16 protein-coding genes and 1 tRNA gene are annotated in these 15,666 nt (G+C 40.0%); 8 read left to right on the top strand and 9 right to left on the bottom strand.

Annotation, left to right across the window (positions count from 1 at the left end; all coding sequences use genetic code 11):
- Nucleotides 1-422 precede the first annotated feature (422 nt).
- The 3 genes from lepA to RYH73_RS22730 all read left to right on the top strand — a co-directional run bounded on the left by lepA (nt 423) and on the right by RYH73_RS22730 (nt 3,794).
- Nucleotides 423-2,210, top strand: a complete 1,788-nt coding sequence (gene lepA, locus RYH73_RS22720) for a translation elongation factor 4 (RefSeq protein ID WP_335315787.1) — start codon at nt 423-425, stop codon at nt 2,208-2,210.
- Nucleotides 2,211-2,305: 95 nt separating this feature from the next.
- Nucleotides 2,306-3,190 carry a bifunctional 5,10-methylenetetrahydrofolate dehydrogenase/5,10-methenyltetrahydrofolate cyclohydrolase gene (locus tag RYH73_RS22725; RefSeq protein WP_335315788.1) on the top strand — a complete coding sequence of 295 codons (885 nt, stop codon included), beginning with the start codon at nt 2,306-2,308 and terminating at the stop codon, nt 3,188-3,190.
- A gap of 208 nt (nt 3,191-3,398) precedes the next feature.
- Nucleotides 3,399-3,794 (top strand): hypothetical protein, encoded by a 396-nt coding sequence (locus tag RYH73_RS22730; RefSeq protein WP_335315789.1) that lies wholly within the window; start codon nt 3,399-3,401, stop codon nt 3,792-3,794.
- Between the two features lie 59 nt (nt 3,795-3,853).
- Here the strand turns inward: RYH73_RS22730 and RYH73_RS22735 are convergent, their stop codons facing one another.
- The 4 genes from RYH73_RS22735 to RYH73_RS22750 form a co-directional block, all read right to left on the bottom strand.
- Entirely contained in the window at nt 3,854-4,777 is a 924-nt protein-coding gene (locus tag RYH73_RS22735; protein WP_335315790.1) for a hydroxypyruvate isomerase family protein, read from the bottom strand.
- 93 nt (nt 4,778-4,870) lie between these two features.
- A complete protein-coding gene (locus RYH73_RS22740) occupies nt 4,871-5,902 on the bottom strand; it encodes an FAD:protein FMN transferase (protein ID WP_335315791.1) in 1,032 nt (343 codons plus the stop codon).
- An 11-nt stretch (nt 5,903-5,913) separates the two neighbouring features.
- Nucleotides 5,914-7,236, bottom strand: coding sequence for a Gfo/Idh/MocA family protein (locus RYH73_RS22745; RefSeq protein ID WP_335315792.1), 1,323 nt, complete (start codon nt 7,234-7,236; stop codon nt 5,914-5,916).
- Between the two features lie 34 nt (nt 7,237-7,270).
- Entirely contained in the window at nt 7,271-8,227 is a 957-nt protein-coding gene (locus RYH73_RS22750) for a formylglycine-generating enzyme family protein (protein ID WP_335315793.1), read from the bottom strand.
- Between the two features lie 199 nt (nt 8,228-8,426).
- On the opposite strand from RYH73_RS22750, the gene RYH73_RS22755 reads away from it, so the two are divergent.
- Together RYH73_RS22755 and RYH73_RS22760 are read left to right on the top strand one after the other, a co-directional pair.
- Nucleotides 8,427-8,780, top strand: a complete 354-nt coding sequence (locus RYH73_RS22755; protein ID WP_335315794.1) for a DUF488 domain-containing protein — start codon at nt 8,427-8,429, stop codon at nt 8,778-8,780.
- A gap of 71 nt (nt 8,781-8,851) precedes the next feature.
- Nucleotides 8,852-8,925, top strand: a tRNA-Arg gene (locus tag RYH73_RS22760).
- Nucleotides 8,926-9,078: 153 nt separating this feature from the next.
- Here RYH73_RS22760 and RYH73_RS22765 read toward each other — a convergent pair.
- Nucleotides 9,079-9,294: a DUF6965 family protein gene (locus tag RYH73_RS22765; protein WP_335315795.1), complete on the bottom strand. Its 216-nt coding sequence runs from the start codon at nt 9,292-9,294 to the stop codon at nt 9,079-9,081.
- A gap of 122 nt (nt 9,295-9,416) precedes the next feature.
- On the opposite strand from RYH73_RS22765, the gene trpS reads away from it, so the two are divergent.
- From trpS to kdsB, 3 genes are all read left to right on the top strand, one after another.
- Nucleotides 9,417-10,412, top strand: coding sequence for a tryptophan--tRNA ligase (gene trpS / locus RYH73_RS22770; protein WP_335315796.1), 996 nt, complete (start codon nt 9,417-9,419; stop codon nt 10,410-10,412).
- A 72-nt stretch (nt 10,413-10,484) separates the two neighbouring features.
- Nucleotides 10,485-11,099 (top strand): deoxynucleoside kinase, encoded by a 615-nt coding sequence (locus tag RYH73_RS22775; RefSeq protein ID WP_335315797.1) that lies wholly within the window; start codon nt 10,485-10,487, stop codon nt 11,097-11,099.
- A 66-nt stretch (nt 11,100-11,165) separates the two neighbouring features.
- The gene (gene kdsB, locus RYH73_RS22780) at nt 11,166-11,900 is read left to right on the top strand and encodes a 3-deoxy-manno-octulosonate cytidylyltransferase (protein WP_335315798.1); all 735 of its coding nucleotides are present in this window, start codon (nt 11,166-11,168) and stop codon (nt 11,898-11,900) included.
- Nucleotides 11,901-11,956: 56 nt separating this feature from the next.
- On the opposite strand, the gene RYH73_RS22785 is transcribed toward kdsB, so the two are convergent.
- The 4 genes from RYH73_RS22785 to RYH73_RS22800 all read right to left on the bottom strand — a co-directional run bounded on the left by RYH73_RS22785 (nt 11,957) and on the right by RYH73_RS22800 (nt 15,434).
- Complete coding sequence (locus RYH73_RS22785; protein WP_335315799.1) at nt 11,957-12,502, bottom strand: cob(I)yrinic acid a,c-diamide adenosyltransferase; 546 nt, start codon at nt 12,500-12,502, stop codon at nt 11,957-11,959.
- A 104-nt stretch (nt 12,503-12,606) separates the two neighbouring features.
- Nucleotides 12,607-13,362 (bottom strand): ABC transporter ATP-binding protein, encoded by a 756-nt coding sequence (locus RYH73_RS22790; protein WP_335315800.1) that lies wholly within the window; start codon nt 13,360-13,362, stop codon nt 12,607-12,609.
- A 50-nt stretch (nt 13,363-13,412) separates the two neighbouring features.
- Nucleotides 13,413-14,069, bottom strand: coding sequence for a lysophospholipid acyltransferase family protein (locus RYH73_RS22795; protein WP_335315801.1), 657 nt, complete (start codon nt 14,067-14,069; stop codon nt 13,413-13,415).
- A gap of 102 nt (nt 14,070-14,171) precedes the next feature.
- Nucleotides 14,172-15,434: a DEAD/DEAH box helicase gene (locus tag RYH73_RS22800; protein ID WP_335315802.1), complete on the bottom strand. Its 1,263-nt coding sequence runs from the start codon at nt 15,432-15,434 to the stop codon at nt 14,172-14,174.
- Nucleotides 15,435-15,666 lie beyond the last annotated feature (232 nt).

Raw genomic sequence — 15,666 nt, forward strand, 5'->3', positions numbered from 1 at the left:
TTATTACCGCCACCTGATCGCCTGCTTTGCTAACTTGGCAAAGCGTCGGAGAATGCCTGATAAAAGATGCACCAGATCCAAGCCTTTTAAATCTAAAAAAACAGGTAGTGCAACAGCCACTTGATCCAAACCGACGCAAAGATCAAGGCTATATTTAGGGCTGAGGATATAATACGTTTAGTTAAAAGTAAAAGCCCATCGTTTTACTAAAATGCCGCCTCCAAAATTTACAGTCAGCACTGGGAGGCACTATCGTTCCTGTAAATTTTGAAGCGGCGAGCTTTCTTTGCTTCTTTTCTTTCGCGGAGAAAGAAAGAAGTTAAAATAAACTTGACGCAGTTTTGCCCTAGAAAAAGTAAAAGAGATGGTGAATATTGTAGTTAATAATTTATCTTTGCCGTTTAATACGCATTATTCCCTACATGAAGCACATTCGCAATTTTTGTATCATTGCACATATCGACCACGGGAAGAGTACCTTGGCAGATCGTTTATTGGAATACACGAATACCATCACGCAAAGAGAGGCACAGGCGCAGCTCTTGGATAATATGGATTTAGAACGTGAGCGTGGAATTACGATTAAGAGCCATGCTATCCAAATGAATTATAGTTATGAAGGACAGGATTATGTCCTTAACCTGATCGATACCCCCGGACATGTCGATTTTTCTTATGAAGTATCTCGTTCCATCGCTGCATGTGAGGGCGCTTTGCTAATTGTTGATGCTTCACAAGGAATTCAGGCACAAACGATTTCTAATTTGTATTTGGCATTGGAACATGATTTAGAAATCATTCCTATTCTGAATAAAATGGACTTGCCGGGTGCGATGCCTGAGGAGGTAAAAGATCAGATAGTTGACCTCATTGGTGGAAAACGGGAAGACATCATCCCGGCATCAGGAAAAACCGGAATGGGGGTTTCTGAGATTCTTCAAGCGATTGTTGAACGGGTACCGGCACCTGTAGGTGACCCCGATGCACCATTGCAAGCTTTGATCTTCGACTCTGTTTTTAACTCTTTTCGAGGAATTATGGCCTACTTCAAGGTAGAAAATGGCGAAATTAGAAAGAACGATAAAGTAAAATTTATCGCAACGGGGAAGGAATATATCGCAGATGAAATCGGAACATTGAAGTTAACACAAGTTCCAAAAGATGTTATCCGTACCGGTGACGTAGGTTATATTATTTCGGGCATAAAGGAAGCACGTGAAGTAAAAGTTGGCGATACAATTACACATGTGAGTCGCCCGAGTAAAGAGGCGATCAAGGGGTTTGAAGAAGTAAAACCAATGGTTTTTGCCGGAATTTATCCTGTAGATACAGAAGACTTCGAAGAGTTACGGGAAAGCATGCATCGCTTACAGCTTAATGATGCCTCGTTAGTCTTTGAACCTGAATCGTCAGCAGCTCTTGGTTTTGGTTTCCGATGTGGCTTTTTAGGCATGCTCCATATGGAAATTATCCAAGAACGCCTGGAGCGGGAATTTGATATGACCGTTATTACAACGGTTCCGAACGTTTCTTACGTTGCACATACTACCAAAGATGGCGAAATAAAAGTGAATAATCCGTCTGATTTACCGGATCCCAGTAAGTTAGAATTCGTAGAAGAACCTTTTATTAAAGCCAACATTATTACCAAAGCGGAATTTGTTGGACCTGTTATGTCGCTCTGTATCCAAAAAAGAGGCGTTATTATTAACCAGAGTTATTTGACGGCTGATCGAGTAGAATTGGTGTTTGAAATGCCTATGGGCGAAATCGTATTTGATTTCTATGATAAACTGAAAACTATTTCGAAGGGATATGCTTCATTTGATTATCATCAGATCGGTTATCGGCAGTCAGACTTGGTCAGATTAGATATTCGGTTAAACGGGGAACCTGTAGATGCACTCTCCTCCCTTATTCACCGAAGTAATGCCTACGAGTTTGGGAAAAAGATTTGTGAGAAATTAAAAGAGCTTTTGCCCAGACAACAATTTGAAATAGCCATTCAGGCCTCCATAGGTGCTAAGGTAATAGCCAGAGAAAATGTACGTGCACTACGAAAAGATGTAACTGCAAAATGTTACGGAGGCGATATTTCGCGTAAGCGAAAACTGTTAGAAAAACAGAAAAAGGGAAAAAAGAGAATGCGCCAGGTTGGGAATGTGGAAATTCCACAATCCGCTTTCATGGCCGTGTTGAAATTAGATTAATCTTGGTTATTTGTTGTTTGTTATTAGTTATTGGCTGTGTATTTAATCACGTTATGACGAATAACGAATAACAGATAACTCATAACTAACAAGAAATGCAATTACTAGATGGTAAGCTCGTATCGGAGAAAGTTAAACAAGATATTGCCCGGGAAGCGGCTGAATTTTTTGCCTCAAATGGTCGAAAGCCTCATTTGGTGGCAATTTTAGTTGGCCATGATGGCGGTAGCGAAACCTATGTCGCTAGCAAGATGAGAAATTGCCAACAGGTTGGTTTTGAATCGACCAATATCCGTTATGAGGATGATATCACCCAAGAAGAGCTTATTGAAAAAATAAAAGAGTTAAATGGAGATAATGCAGTTGATGGCGTTATTGTACAACTTCCTCTACCGAAGCATATCGATCCCGAAATTATAACCGAGGCGATAGATTATCGTAAAGATGTAGACGGTTTTCACCCGGTTAATTTGGGGCGCATGCAGCGCAATTTGCCCTGCTTTATTCCTGCTACCCCCTATGGTATTATGCTTATGTTAGATCATTATGGCATCGAAACTGCGGGCATGCATGCCGTCGTTGTAGGGAGAAGCAATATTGTCGGCAGTCCCATGAGTATTCTTTTAGCGCGAAATGCACAACCCGGCAATTGTACAGTAACATTGACACATAGCCGTACTAAAAATTTGAAAGAAGAGGTTCTACGAGCGGATCTAATCGTGGCCGCTATCGGTAAAAAGAATTTCGTAACGGCAGATATGGTAAAAGAGGGTGCAATTATTATCGATGTGGGGATCAACAGAGAAGTAAGCAGCTTAACAAAATCAGGTTATAAGCTGTTTGGTGACGTTGATTTTGAACAGGTAGCACCCAAAACGTCTTATATTACCCCGGTTCCGGGTGGTGTTGGCTTAATGACGATTATTGGTCTGTTGAAGAATACACTTGCAGCAGCTAAGAAAGAGGTTTATCGTTCGTAGTTCTTGATTGTTCGTTATTCGGATTCAACTACTCCACTTCTCAACCAATAACTACGCAGCTATATAAACAATCTGGCATTTTTATTGTTATGTCTGAAAATGTAAACAAAAACTATTTATTCAGATGAAACCTACATAAATTACCAAGACAATAGAATATCGATAATTTATGTAAGCTTCATTGCCATTAAAAGAAAAATTTATTCAAATGAAAAAATTAAGTTTATTAGCTGCCTTAGCGGTAGCCTTCTCGTTTTCGGCCTGCAATAATTCTTCTAATAGCAGCGAAGGTACCTCTGATACCATTGTTGCCGATACCACTACGCTTGGTGAACAAATTGACGAGGGTGTTGACAGTATGAAAGAAGCTGGAGAAGAAGCGAAGAAAGATATTAATGCGGCAGCGGATGAAGTAAAAGCTGACGCTAAGACTACAGGAGAAGGCATTAAAGGTGATCTAAAGGCAGCGAAAGAAGATGTTGGTGACGCTGCGAAGGCTGCCGGAACAGACATTAAAGATGCAGCCAATAAAGTAGCCGACAAAACGAAAGAAGGTTATAATAATATTAAGGAAAGCTTAAAAAAGGATAGTACAAAAAAATAGGTAGAAGATTTTATTTTTATAACCAATCGATGGGACACCGAATAGGTGCCCCATTTTTTTTACATAAATGCATCAACCTCACGGTAGGCCGTTATTAAGCGCTGCTCCCCTTCTTTGCCGCTGCCAGATACACCATGCTCCATCCCGACTACGCCTTTATATCCTTTCTCATGCAGGTATTTGAATACGTTTTTATAATTGATTTCGCCTGTTGTTGGTTCTTTCCTGCCCGGGTTATCGCCTGTTTGTATATAAGCAATTTCGCTCCAAGTACGTTCCATATTAGCAATTAAATCACCTTCATTTCGTTGCATATGATATATATCATATAGTATTTTACAGGAAGGACTGTTTACGGCACGACAGATAAGGTAGGTTTGATTCGAAGTACGTAAAAATAAATCGGGTGTATCACTTAAAGGTTCTAGCACCATAACAATGCCATGAGGTTCAAGAATTTCTGCGCCCTTTCTCAATGCATCAATAACATTAGCTGTTTGAATGTCGAGCGAAAGATTTCTTGCGAAGTCGCCGGGCACAACCGTCGTTAATTTACCGCCACATCTTTTTGACACTTCGACCGCTTCATGACAACCTTTTAGAAAAATGTCTATATGCTCTTTTTTTCCGGCAGCTAATGTGTTTGCGCCGTTTCCACCTTTATTTAAGACAAATACGCCCATAGCCATACCCAATTTGGCCAATAGGCCTCCTATTTTTTGCTGTTCTTGAGGTGATCTACCGGGCATCCCATTATCTTCAATCCCGCGAAAGCCTTGATCATACATAAACTGAATCTGATCTAAAAAATTACTACCGGCTAAGTTCTTAAACATACCGTCATGCGGGCCGTAATTTAGGTTGAAGGTTTGTGCTGCCTTCTCGACCCCTGGTTGAGAGGATGCATTACTCGTTAGCGAACCGCCGGCGACAAGTGCGCCGGTAGCCATTAATCCTTTCTGTAGAAATTCACTTCTTTTCATTTGTTTTCTATTATATCAACTATTAGGCATCAAGTAGCAAGCAGCTATCATCGCCATTTAAATCTTTTTCTCTTTTTTGAGAACTCCTCCATCTCATTTCACCAGCAGGGGTTTAAATCCATGGGTCATGGTGTCTAATACATTCCCTTGCCTGTCGTGGTATATGATATAGGCTTCTAAATTAGGCTGTTTCGACACAAAATCGAGCGCATCTGGTAAATTCATGGCCATAACTGCATTATCATATCCATCAGCCGTTATCGCATCCATTGCATAAAGTGTAACACTTATCAATTCATTATCTAATGGGAAGCCCGTACGCGGATCAATAAGATGCGAAATTTTTTTGGACCCATTTTTTTTGAATTTTCGATAGTTTCCGGACGTTGTAATAGCTCCTTGGTTTAGTGCAACAACATGACGGATAACGGGGTCTCCGTTGTTTTCGGCAGGGCCTTCAATACCGATTTTCATGGCACTTCCATCCTCTTTTCTGCCCTCAATACGCAACTCTCCTCCTATTTCAACGATAAAAGATCTTATTCCTTTTTCTTTCAGAAAGCTTGCCACTTTATCAACGCTATACCCTTGCGCGATACCATTTACGTCGATACATACGCAAGGCTTTTTTTTGTAAAGGAAATTTCCCTTAAGTTTCAACAGTGAAGAGCCGACACAACCTTTAATGGTCGCAATTTCTAAGCTGTCCGGGTAGTGTGTGATGGCGTTATGTCCGAAACCCCATGCCTCCACCAAAGGACCGACAGTTATATCAAATAAACCACCGGTTTCCCGGGATATTTGTAACGATTTTTCGACAACCGTGCGAAAATCAGCATCAATTACGACACCTTTGTCGCTCTTATTGAATTGGCTGATAAGCGAATAGGGTTTATATATTGACATGGAGCTATCGATCCCGGCCAATAGGCTATCGATACTCTCTTTTCGAATGTTGGACGCGCTATTATAATAGGTGATTTGATAACTGGTTCCTTGAGCATATCCCGTTATTTGATGCTTGCCTTCTTCATGAGCATATTGTGAAAAGGAACAAAACAAGCATACCATAGTGATGGAGAATGAAAACTTTTGCCAACTATTGATGATGCCTGTTTTGTTCATGAAGTAGGGTATTACGCTTTTTCCCAATGGAATAATCCAGGCTGAGCTACCGGATAGAGACCATTTTCGTTCGGTAATATTTTGGGTTTGGCATCCCAGGTTAATGTTTCAGGCATCAGGGAATTATCCGCATTTAATGCGTCATCCCATTTTATAACTTGCCCTGAATAGGTTGCGTAACGACCAATGATTCCCGTAAGCGTACTTTTAGCACCGTACTCGGCATCCCAATGTTTATACTCCCCTTTACTAATTGTTTCGAACAATTCGTCATGTTCTGTTTGATAAGGATTGGCTTGTCCTTTCGTCGGGTGATTGAATAATAAATTGCCTTGGTGATCCCAGAGCTTGCCGGTATTGCTGGCAGATAAATAAGCTTTCCCTTTTGTACCGAAAAATGTTTCATCTACCCGGTTCTGAGTTCCTTCGAAATGCCTACATTGACTGTAAATGACGGAACCATCCGCATAGGTCAATTCAATTGAATGGTTATCATAGATTTCGCCGTACTCTTTTCCTGTACGCCAAGCTCTGCTTCCCGTACCTTGTATAGAGACCGGGTAAGAACCTTTGACCCAGTTGGCAATATCAATGTTATGAACATGCTGTTCAACGATATGATCGCCACAGAGCCAATTGAAGTAAAACCAATTACGCATTTGGTACTCCATTTCAGTTTGGTCAGGTTTACGCGGGCGTACCCAAACACCTCCGCTGTTCCAGTAGACCTGTCCGCCCACAATATCGCCAATCTCGCCGTCGTGTATGCGTTTAATAGCCTCCCGATAATTTTTCTGATATCGACGTTGTAAACCAACAACAACATTCAGCTTTTTTTTCTTCGCTTCTTCTGCAGTCGCCAATACCTTTCGTATACCAGGAGCATCAACAGCGACCGGTTTTTCCATAAACACGTGTTTGCCTTGTTTAATTGCTTCCTCAAAATGTATCGGCCTAAAACCAGGTGAGGTAGCCAAGATAACCACATCCGCCAAAGCAATGGCTTTTGCATAAGCATCAAAACCAACAAACTTATGATCTTCCGGTACATTTACCTTATCCTTGAATTTTTCAGAAAGGTCCTTATGACTGTTATCGAGTTGATCTCTAAATGCATCCGCCATGGCGACAAGCTGGAGGTTAAATTTAGTAGAAAGCGCCTGAGATGCTGCTCCCGTACCCCGCCCACCACAACCTATTAACGCAATTTTAATAGTGTCATTGACAGAAGAGTGTCCCATAAAAGGAATGCTGCTTAACATTGTGCTGCCAGCAATGACGGCGGAAGTTTTTAAGAAATCCCGTCGCTGTTGGTAAAGATTCAATTTATTCATTTCGGTTTATTGTTTGTTATTATCTGTTAATCGATTATTTATCAGGTATAGGTGCTTGGTTGTAATAAGCTTCTATCTCTTCCTTCGCTGGCTGAACTGCAGGCCGTACTAAACGGAAGCCAACAAAAGGTGCTTCGGGAAACCACCAATTACTTTTCGGTATTTGTGGGTCGAGCTGTTTCCAAGCAGGATCTGAAGCCAAGCGAGCTGCTGAACGTAATGCCGTTGCTTCATCATCGTAGGCTCCTCCCCTCACGCTGTGCGGGTATAATTTAGTGGGTTTATTCGCGGGGTTTACTGCAGGTGATGATGCGTAAAACACTTCGTCGTATTGATCATAAGTCCATTCTGATACATTACCATGCATATCATACAATCCCCAAGCATTTGGCTTTTTCTCACCTACTTTATGTGTAGTTCCGTTGCTGTTAGCTGTAAACCATGCGTACTCTCCCAATTTACCATCGTCATCCCCAAAAGCATATTCATCGGTGCTACCTGCCCGACAAGCATACTCCCACTCCGCCTCCGTAGGTAGACGATAGAACACGCCGGTTCGCTCATAGAGCCATTTGCAAAATTGAATCGCGTTATAATGTGTCATCGCAATTGCCGGATGGCCTTCTTTGCCCATGCCAAAGGTCATGTCTAAATAAGGTTTTGTAGGACGGGTGACAGCATCTACGTTGGAGGGAACTTTGCCGTCAATACTCTGCGTTACCTCGTAATCTTTATAAAGAAAGGGTTCAAAGAGATCCCAGGTGACCTCGTGGGTTCCAATCCAATAGGCATCTAATGTGACTTCATGTACGGGCTTTTCATCGGGGTTGCCTTTTTCACTTCCCATTTTGAAACTCCCTTTAGGAATTGCTTTCATGGTGAAATTTAGCTTCGTTCCGTTAATGGTTTGCGTATAATCTGCCACTTCTTGGGCTGAAAGAATGAAACTGGTGTACGTCAGAATTGATAAGAGGGCAAGTTTTTTATTCATTTCTTGTTGTAAATTGGCTCTGCTTACTAGTTTATAGTGATTAGTTTACTAAATAAGCTATATTTTGGAAGATATACAAGAGATAAATGAAATAATTGTGTATTTTGAACACTTTAGTGCAAAACAATCGATTGTGTGAATCCATCAACACAATAGTATTTGAAAATTGTTAGTAATATAACATGAAGCACGATAAGATATGCCTACTTTTAAATTAAAACGTATTTATGAAACACCCGATAAGGCCGATGGTTATCGGGTACTTGTTGATCGGCTGTGGCCGAGAGGCGTAAAAAAAGAAAATGCGCAGCTAAACGAATGGTTGAAAAATTTAGCTCCTTCAACCGAGCTAAGGAAGCGTTATCATCAAGGTTTGGAAAATTGGGACGATTTTAAACGGGAATATGATCTGGAGATTGAAAGCAATAAGGATATAAATAGTATCATAAAGCGGTTAAAAGAAGAGAACGTGGTTACGCTGCTTTATGCTGCTCATAATAAAGAACATAACAATGCAAAAGCCCTAAAAGAATACCTAGAGGCCCATTTTTGAAAAAAATATTTTGTATAATGTGTGTAGGAAATAAAAGATTTTATTAGCTTTGCATCGCTTTTAAGAAGTAGGCCTCGGTAGCTCAGTTGGATAGAGCAACGGTTTTCTAAACCGTGGGTCAGGGGTTCGAATCCCTTCCGGGGTACGTGAACATGAAGTCTCAGTGGAAACTGAGACTTCGTCGTTTATAGACTAATAGTATTTGAGAATAATTACCCTACCAATTTGGATCTTTCAACTAGTGCCTTGAGGTTCAATCAAAACTGGTCTAATTTTATCGGTTATTTTACCGATAAAATTAGATATCGGCTTTTTGACCGATCGATGAATTGTAGAATTCGAGTAAATGCCAATAGTCCGGGCAATTTTGATAATTACCTTTATACACACTGATCGCTGTATAACAAGCTTCCAGGAATCTTTTTGTATTAATGATCTTGGCCCATGGCATCCATTCTACTTCGAAAGGTGGTGGATTGTTGTCAAAATATTCTTTCAGTTCTTGCGGTGTCATGAGAAGTAATCTAAAATAGCGATCAAACTTAGGCAAATTGTGTTTTTTTTACAAGCGTTCATTTTGATGTTTGCATTTTTTATCCGAAAAATGTAGGAAGAATTCTTTATTTTCGCCCCTATATGGAAACAGTTGTCAGTGGAATCCGAAGTACCGGAAAACTACATTTAGGGAATTATTATGGCGCAATTAAGAATTTTATCAAAATGCAAGAAGAATATAACTGCTTCTTCTTTATTGCTGATTTACATTCATTAACGACCCATCCTACCCCTGAAAATTTACATGGTAATGTAAAGCAAGTGATCGTTGAATATCTGGCTGCGGGTATTGATCCTGAGAAGGCAACTATTTACGTGCAGTCGGATGTGCCGGAGGTTCTTGAACTATATCTTTACTTAAATATGAACGCGTACCTGGGAGAACTGGAAAGGGCTACCTCCTTCAAAGATAAGGTACGCGCTAATCCGGATAATGTAAATGCGGGATTGCTTACCTACCCCGTTTTAATGGCTGCTGACATTCTCTTGCATAAGGCAACGAAGGTGCCGGTTGGAAAGGATCAGGAGCAGCACTTAGAGATGACGCGTACTTTTGGGAATCGCTTTAATAGAATGTATAAACACGATTATTTTCCGGAAGCTTATGCTTTTAGCTACAGCAACAATTTAGTAAAAATACCAGGTCTGGACGGAAAAGGAAAAATGGGTAAATCGGAGGGCGATGCGAATTGCATTTACTTATCGGATAAACCGGAAGCGATTCGTAAGAAAGTGATGCGTGCTGTTACAGATGGTGGCCCGACGCAAGAAAATCAAGTTAAACCTGTAGAAATACAGAATTTATTTGACTTAATGAATGTAGTTTCGTCAGCTGATACACTTGCGCATTTTGACGACCTTTACAATAAATGTCAAATTCGCTATGGTGATTTTAAAAAACAATTAGCGGAGGATATGGTGATAGCAACGGAGCCAATGCGCTCACGTATCGAGGAAATTGAAGCCGATGCCTCCTATATTCGGCGGGTCGTTGATATTGGGGCGGAAAAAGCTAGAGAAAGTGCCCGAAGAACCATCAGGGATGTTAGGGAAATCATTGGATTTAAAGCGTTTTAAAAGCACGGAATTAAAGGGCTGCTTAGCAGCGTCAAGCAACAATAACAAATAACCAGAAACGAATAACGAAAAATGCATATAGCGATTGTAGGAAATATAGGCGCAGGTAAAACAACCTTGACGGGTTTATTGGCCAAACACCTAGGTTGGGAGCCACAATTTGAAGAAGTAGAAGATAACCCTTATCTAGAGGATTTTTATAGCGATATGAAGCGTTGGTCTTTTAATCTTCAAATATTTTTCCTTAATAGCCGCTTTCGCCATATCGTTGAATTGCAGAAAAGAAATGCAAATATTATTCAGGATCGTACCATTTATGAAGATGCCTATATTTTTGCAGAGAATTTGCATGATATGGGACTAATGACTACACGCGACTTTCAGAACTACAGTGATATATTCGAGAGTATTGTATCTTTTATTAAGGCACCGGATTTGTTGATTTATTTGAAAGCTTCTGTTCCTACTTTAGTTGACAATATACAACTTAGAGGACGCGACTACGAAGCTGGGATTCGCTTAGATTATCTTTCAAAACTGAACGACAAATACCAGAAATGGATTAGCAATTACCAGGAGGGTAAGCTTCTCATTCTAGATAAGGATAAATTGGATTTTGCTAATAATCCCGAAGATCTGGGATTTGTCATCCAGGAAATCGAAAAGAATTTAAATGGGTTGTTTTGAAAGGGCTTTAGGGCGTCGCTAGTCTCGCGGCGTTCTGTCTGTGAATAATTAACGAATAGCAAGTACATGAATATTATAGGTATCATTCCCGCGCGTTATGCTTCAACACGTTTTCCCGGCAAACCGCTGATCGATATAAACGGAAAAAGTATGATCAGGAGAGTCTATGAACAGGCACTCAAAGCGTCCACTCTTAAGTATGTTGTGGTTGCTACCGATGACGATCGGATTGCCGTTCATGTGCGCGACTTTGGTGGCAATGTGATTTTGACTGCCAATACACATCAAAGCGGCACTGATCGTTGCGCGGAGGTGATCTCAAAAGAAAGATCTTTCGATGTAGCGATTAATATACAGGGGGATGAACCTTATATTGACCCGAGCCAAATCGATTTATTGGCTGGTTGTTTCGAAGACAAGGATACACAAATTGCAACGCTTGTGAAGGAAATAAAAGACGATGAAGAGTTGTTCAATAATAATAGTCCAAAAGTATTGCTTAATACAGAACGAGAAGCCATCTATTTCAGTCGCGCTACTTTACCGTTTTTAAGAGGAATTCCGACAGAGAAATGGCTTGAACGTCATAAATTCTATAAACATATTGGTATTTATGGTTATCGTTGTGAAATATTGGAAGCGTTAACCGCACTTCCTATTTCAAGTTTGGAAAAAGCAGAATCCCTCGAGCAATTGCGCTGGATTGAAAATGGTTATCGTATTAAAACAGCAGAAACGTTGGTCGAAACCGTAGCCATAGATGAGCCAAGAGATTTAGGTAAAGTTAAACAATTAAAATAAGATAAGCAGGCCAACTGTAGGCGATGAATATCGTACATTGGCCCATTTTATAATTGCTAACGAGGATTCCAGATAACCTCTTGTGTGTTGTTATCTTTGGCAATTTTTCTCGCCAGTACAAAAAGATAATCACTCAGGCGGTTAAGATAAATAATGATATTTCCCGATACTTCGGATGAAGCTGCTAAATGTACGACAATACGTTCCGCTCTTCGGCAAATACAACGCGCAATATGTACCTGCGAAACGATGGAACTTCCTCCCGGTAATATGAAATTTTTTAAGGGTTTAAGTTCATGGTCCATATGATCAATAGCTTTTTCCAAAAACTTAATATCGTCGTTCGCAATAGTGTACAGTTTCATCTTTGACTTTTCCGGATCAGCTGCAAGTAAAGCGCCAATAGCAAAAAGTAGGTATTGTATTTCCAACAACTCCTTTTTTAATTCACCACCTATTTCATAGCTTATAATTAGGCCGATGTGAGCGTTCAATTCATCGATTGTTCCATAACATTCTACTCTCAAATGATGTTTCGGTACTCTGGTACCTCCTATGAGGGAGGTTAATCCGGTATCCCCGGTTTTTGTATATATTTTCACCTTATGTTGGTTATTTAGTGTTTTCGATGGTCGTACATTCACGACTGGATATTCCAAGAAAATTTATCCGGAACTTTATTAGACTATACAACGCATGCAAGCTGTTAGATTCCTTCGAAATCAGTGCCTTTTTCTCTTAATGCTGCCAAGCGAGGAGAAACATTCTTAATTTCAGGATTTGGATAATCGTCTTCTATCAGACCATCCCTCATACGGACAATACGATGTGCATGTTGTGCGATATCTTCTTCGTGAGTTACCAAAACAATGGTATTACCTTTGGAATGAATTTCTTCCAGCAGTCCCATGATTTCAACCGAAGTCTTGGTGTCTAGGTTTCCCGTTGGTTCGTCAGCGAGAATAATAGAAGGGTCATTTATCAAAGCGCGGGCAATAGCAACACGCTGCCTCTGCCCCCCCGACAATTCATTTGGCTTATGATCGACACGGTTTCCAAGGTTTACACTTTCTAAAGCCTTCTGCGCTTTTTCAATTCTTTCAGTTTTATTCAGACCGGCATAGATCAAGGGAAGTGCAACGTTGTCTAATGAGGTGGAGCGAGGCAATAGGTTGAAGGTTTGAAAAACAAAGCCAATTTCTTTGTTACGAACTTCTGCCAATTCATCGTCTGTCATATCGCTTACTTTTATGCCATTTAAAACATACTCTCCTCGTGTTGGTGTATCTAAACAACCTAAGATATTCATTAAAGTAGACTTGCCCGAGCCGGAGGGCCCCATTAGCGCCACAAATTCGCCCTTGTTGATTTGCAAGGTTACCGATTTTAGCGCATGAATGGTTTCAGCTCCAATGACATATTTTCTTCCTATCTCTTTGATATCTATAAGCGGTGATGACATAAATTGATAATGATATAACGATGAGACTTCAAAAGCATTATTTTGTTACACTAAAGATCGGAATTTAATTGCTTTTCAAATAGGGAGCGAACGTAATCTTTTAGATCATCGACATCATCAATTTTAAACTGTTGTGTTTCTATGGGGGATAGTCTTTCTATAAAAGAACACCCAGGTCGGCTTCCGCGCTTTCCTTCGTCCCATAATAATTTCCATAAATTGTGAATGACAATGGGAAGTATAGGGACCTGCTTTTCGATGGCTAATCTAAATGGTCCGTTTTTAAACGATTGTAAAACGGGCGGATAATTGTCATCAATTTTACCCTCCGGAAAGATGACAATGCTCCTACCCTCGTCTAATTTTTGTTGCGCCATTTTAAAGGCTCTGTAAGAAGAAATTTTACTGTTTCGATCTATAGGAATGTCGATCGTTTTAAAGAACATACGTGTGATCGGATTGTTAAGAAGTTCTGCTTTACCCATAAAAATAATGTCCTGGTTGCAGTAAATAACTAAAGCCGAAATATCTAGAATGGACGTGTGATTTGCGCAGATAATATAAGGGCGTTTCCAATTAATGTTTGCTGAAGCTTTAATCTTAAAAAAGAATCCGCTGCAAAAAGCACTTAGCTTCGCGATTTTTCTACGAACGCCTGCAATTAACGAGAAATGTTTCTGCGGGTTTTTTGCAGTTATCCATAGCATTGGATAAAATAATACAAAAAAAAAGACAACCCAGAAAATATAAATTCTTACGTGTATTTTTCTTAATAAATTCGTTACCATAAACCATGTAAAACAAAGGTTTTAAGATGCTTTGGAATCTTTATTGTCTCCGGAAGCTGCGGTACGTTTATTTCGGAATTTATCGTTTCTCTTTTTAAAACTTGATCGTTTCTTCTTTCTTTTTGTATCCTGAATAGGGATAATTTGAGGTCCTTCTCCAAGAAATTCAGGCAGTTGTACCTCTTCTATTTTTCTATCCATCATTTTTTCAATAGAAAGTAACTTTCTAAAGTCCCTGTTATTGACAAAAGTAATAGCTGTGCCTGTTCGTTCAGCACGGGCAGTTCTACCTATGCGATGAATATAATCTTCAGGATCACCCGGAACATCATAATTGACGACCAAGTCGATTCCTTCTATATCAATTCCTCGTGAAAGCACATCCGTACCCACCAAAATATTTAATTTTCGATTCTTGAAATCAAGCAAAATCTGCTCTCGTTCGTCTTGTTGTAAGTCTGAATGAAAAGCTCTGACTTTCAGATTATTTTTGAATAATTCTTTTTCCAAAAGCTTAACATTTTCTTTGGTGCCACAGAAAATAATAATGCTATAAAAATTATCTGTCGATAAAATATGCTTTAATAGATTTACTTTCTGCTCATCGAACGTTCTGAAGTATTGCTGTTTTATTTTTTCAGCTGGTTGAGAAATCGCTATATTAACCTGTTGCGGATTTTGCAGTAAAGCCTTTGCAAATAAGCGTATTTTCTGAGGCATAGTTGCCGAAAACAATAAAGTTTGTCTTTGTTCAGGGAGCTGCCTAACAATGCGCATGATATCATCCTTAAAGCCCATGTCTAACATACGATCTGCTTCATCCAAGATTAAAAAATCGATCTTTTCCAGTCTAACCACACTCGATGACATATGCGCTATCAGCCGCCCGGGCGTGGCAATCACGATATCCACTCCTTCCTTTAAGGATCGGCGTTGTTGTTCATAGCCAACTCCATCTCCCCCGCCATATACAGCAATCGAGGTGATCCCGGTAAAATAGGCTAAGCCTTGAATCTGCTGATCGATTTGCAGGGCGAGCTCGCGCGTAGGTGCTAAGATAAGCGCGCTTATTGATGGCCTATCCTCATTCTTGCAAATAGCATCCATTAAAGGTAATAAATAAGATGCCGTTTTTCCTGTGCCTGTTTGCGCACAAGCGATGAGATCGTGTTTCTCTGCGATGATAGGTATTGCCTGTTGTTGGATTGGGGTGGGTGTTTTGAAGCCCATACTCATGAGCCCTTCTAATAGCCTATCATCAAAATTAAATTCGCTAAAATCCAAAATGTATCGTTTTGATTATGACGGTAAAAATAGTAAATTATTTTGATAAGCTATCGGCTTTCCGCTTTCAGTAACAAGTACATTAAGCTGTAGGCTATAAGTTTTATGTTCGTAAAAGCCCATTTTCACATTGGCTAATCATCACATTGGCTAATTAACGACTCCACTACTCAACCATTCAACAACTCAACCACTTACCAATATTTGCTAAGATTTAATCAATATATGACAA

It is taken from the genome of Olivibacter sp. CPCC 100613, assembly GCF_036959255.1.
Taxonomy (GTDB): Bacteria; Bacteroidota; Bacteroidia; order Sphingobacteriales; family Sphingobacteriaceae; genus Olivibacter.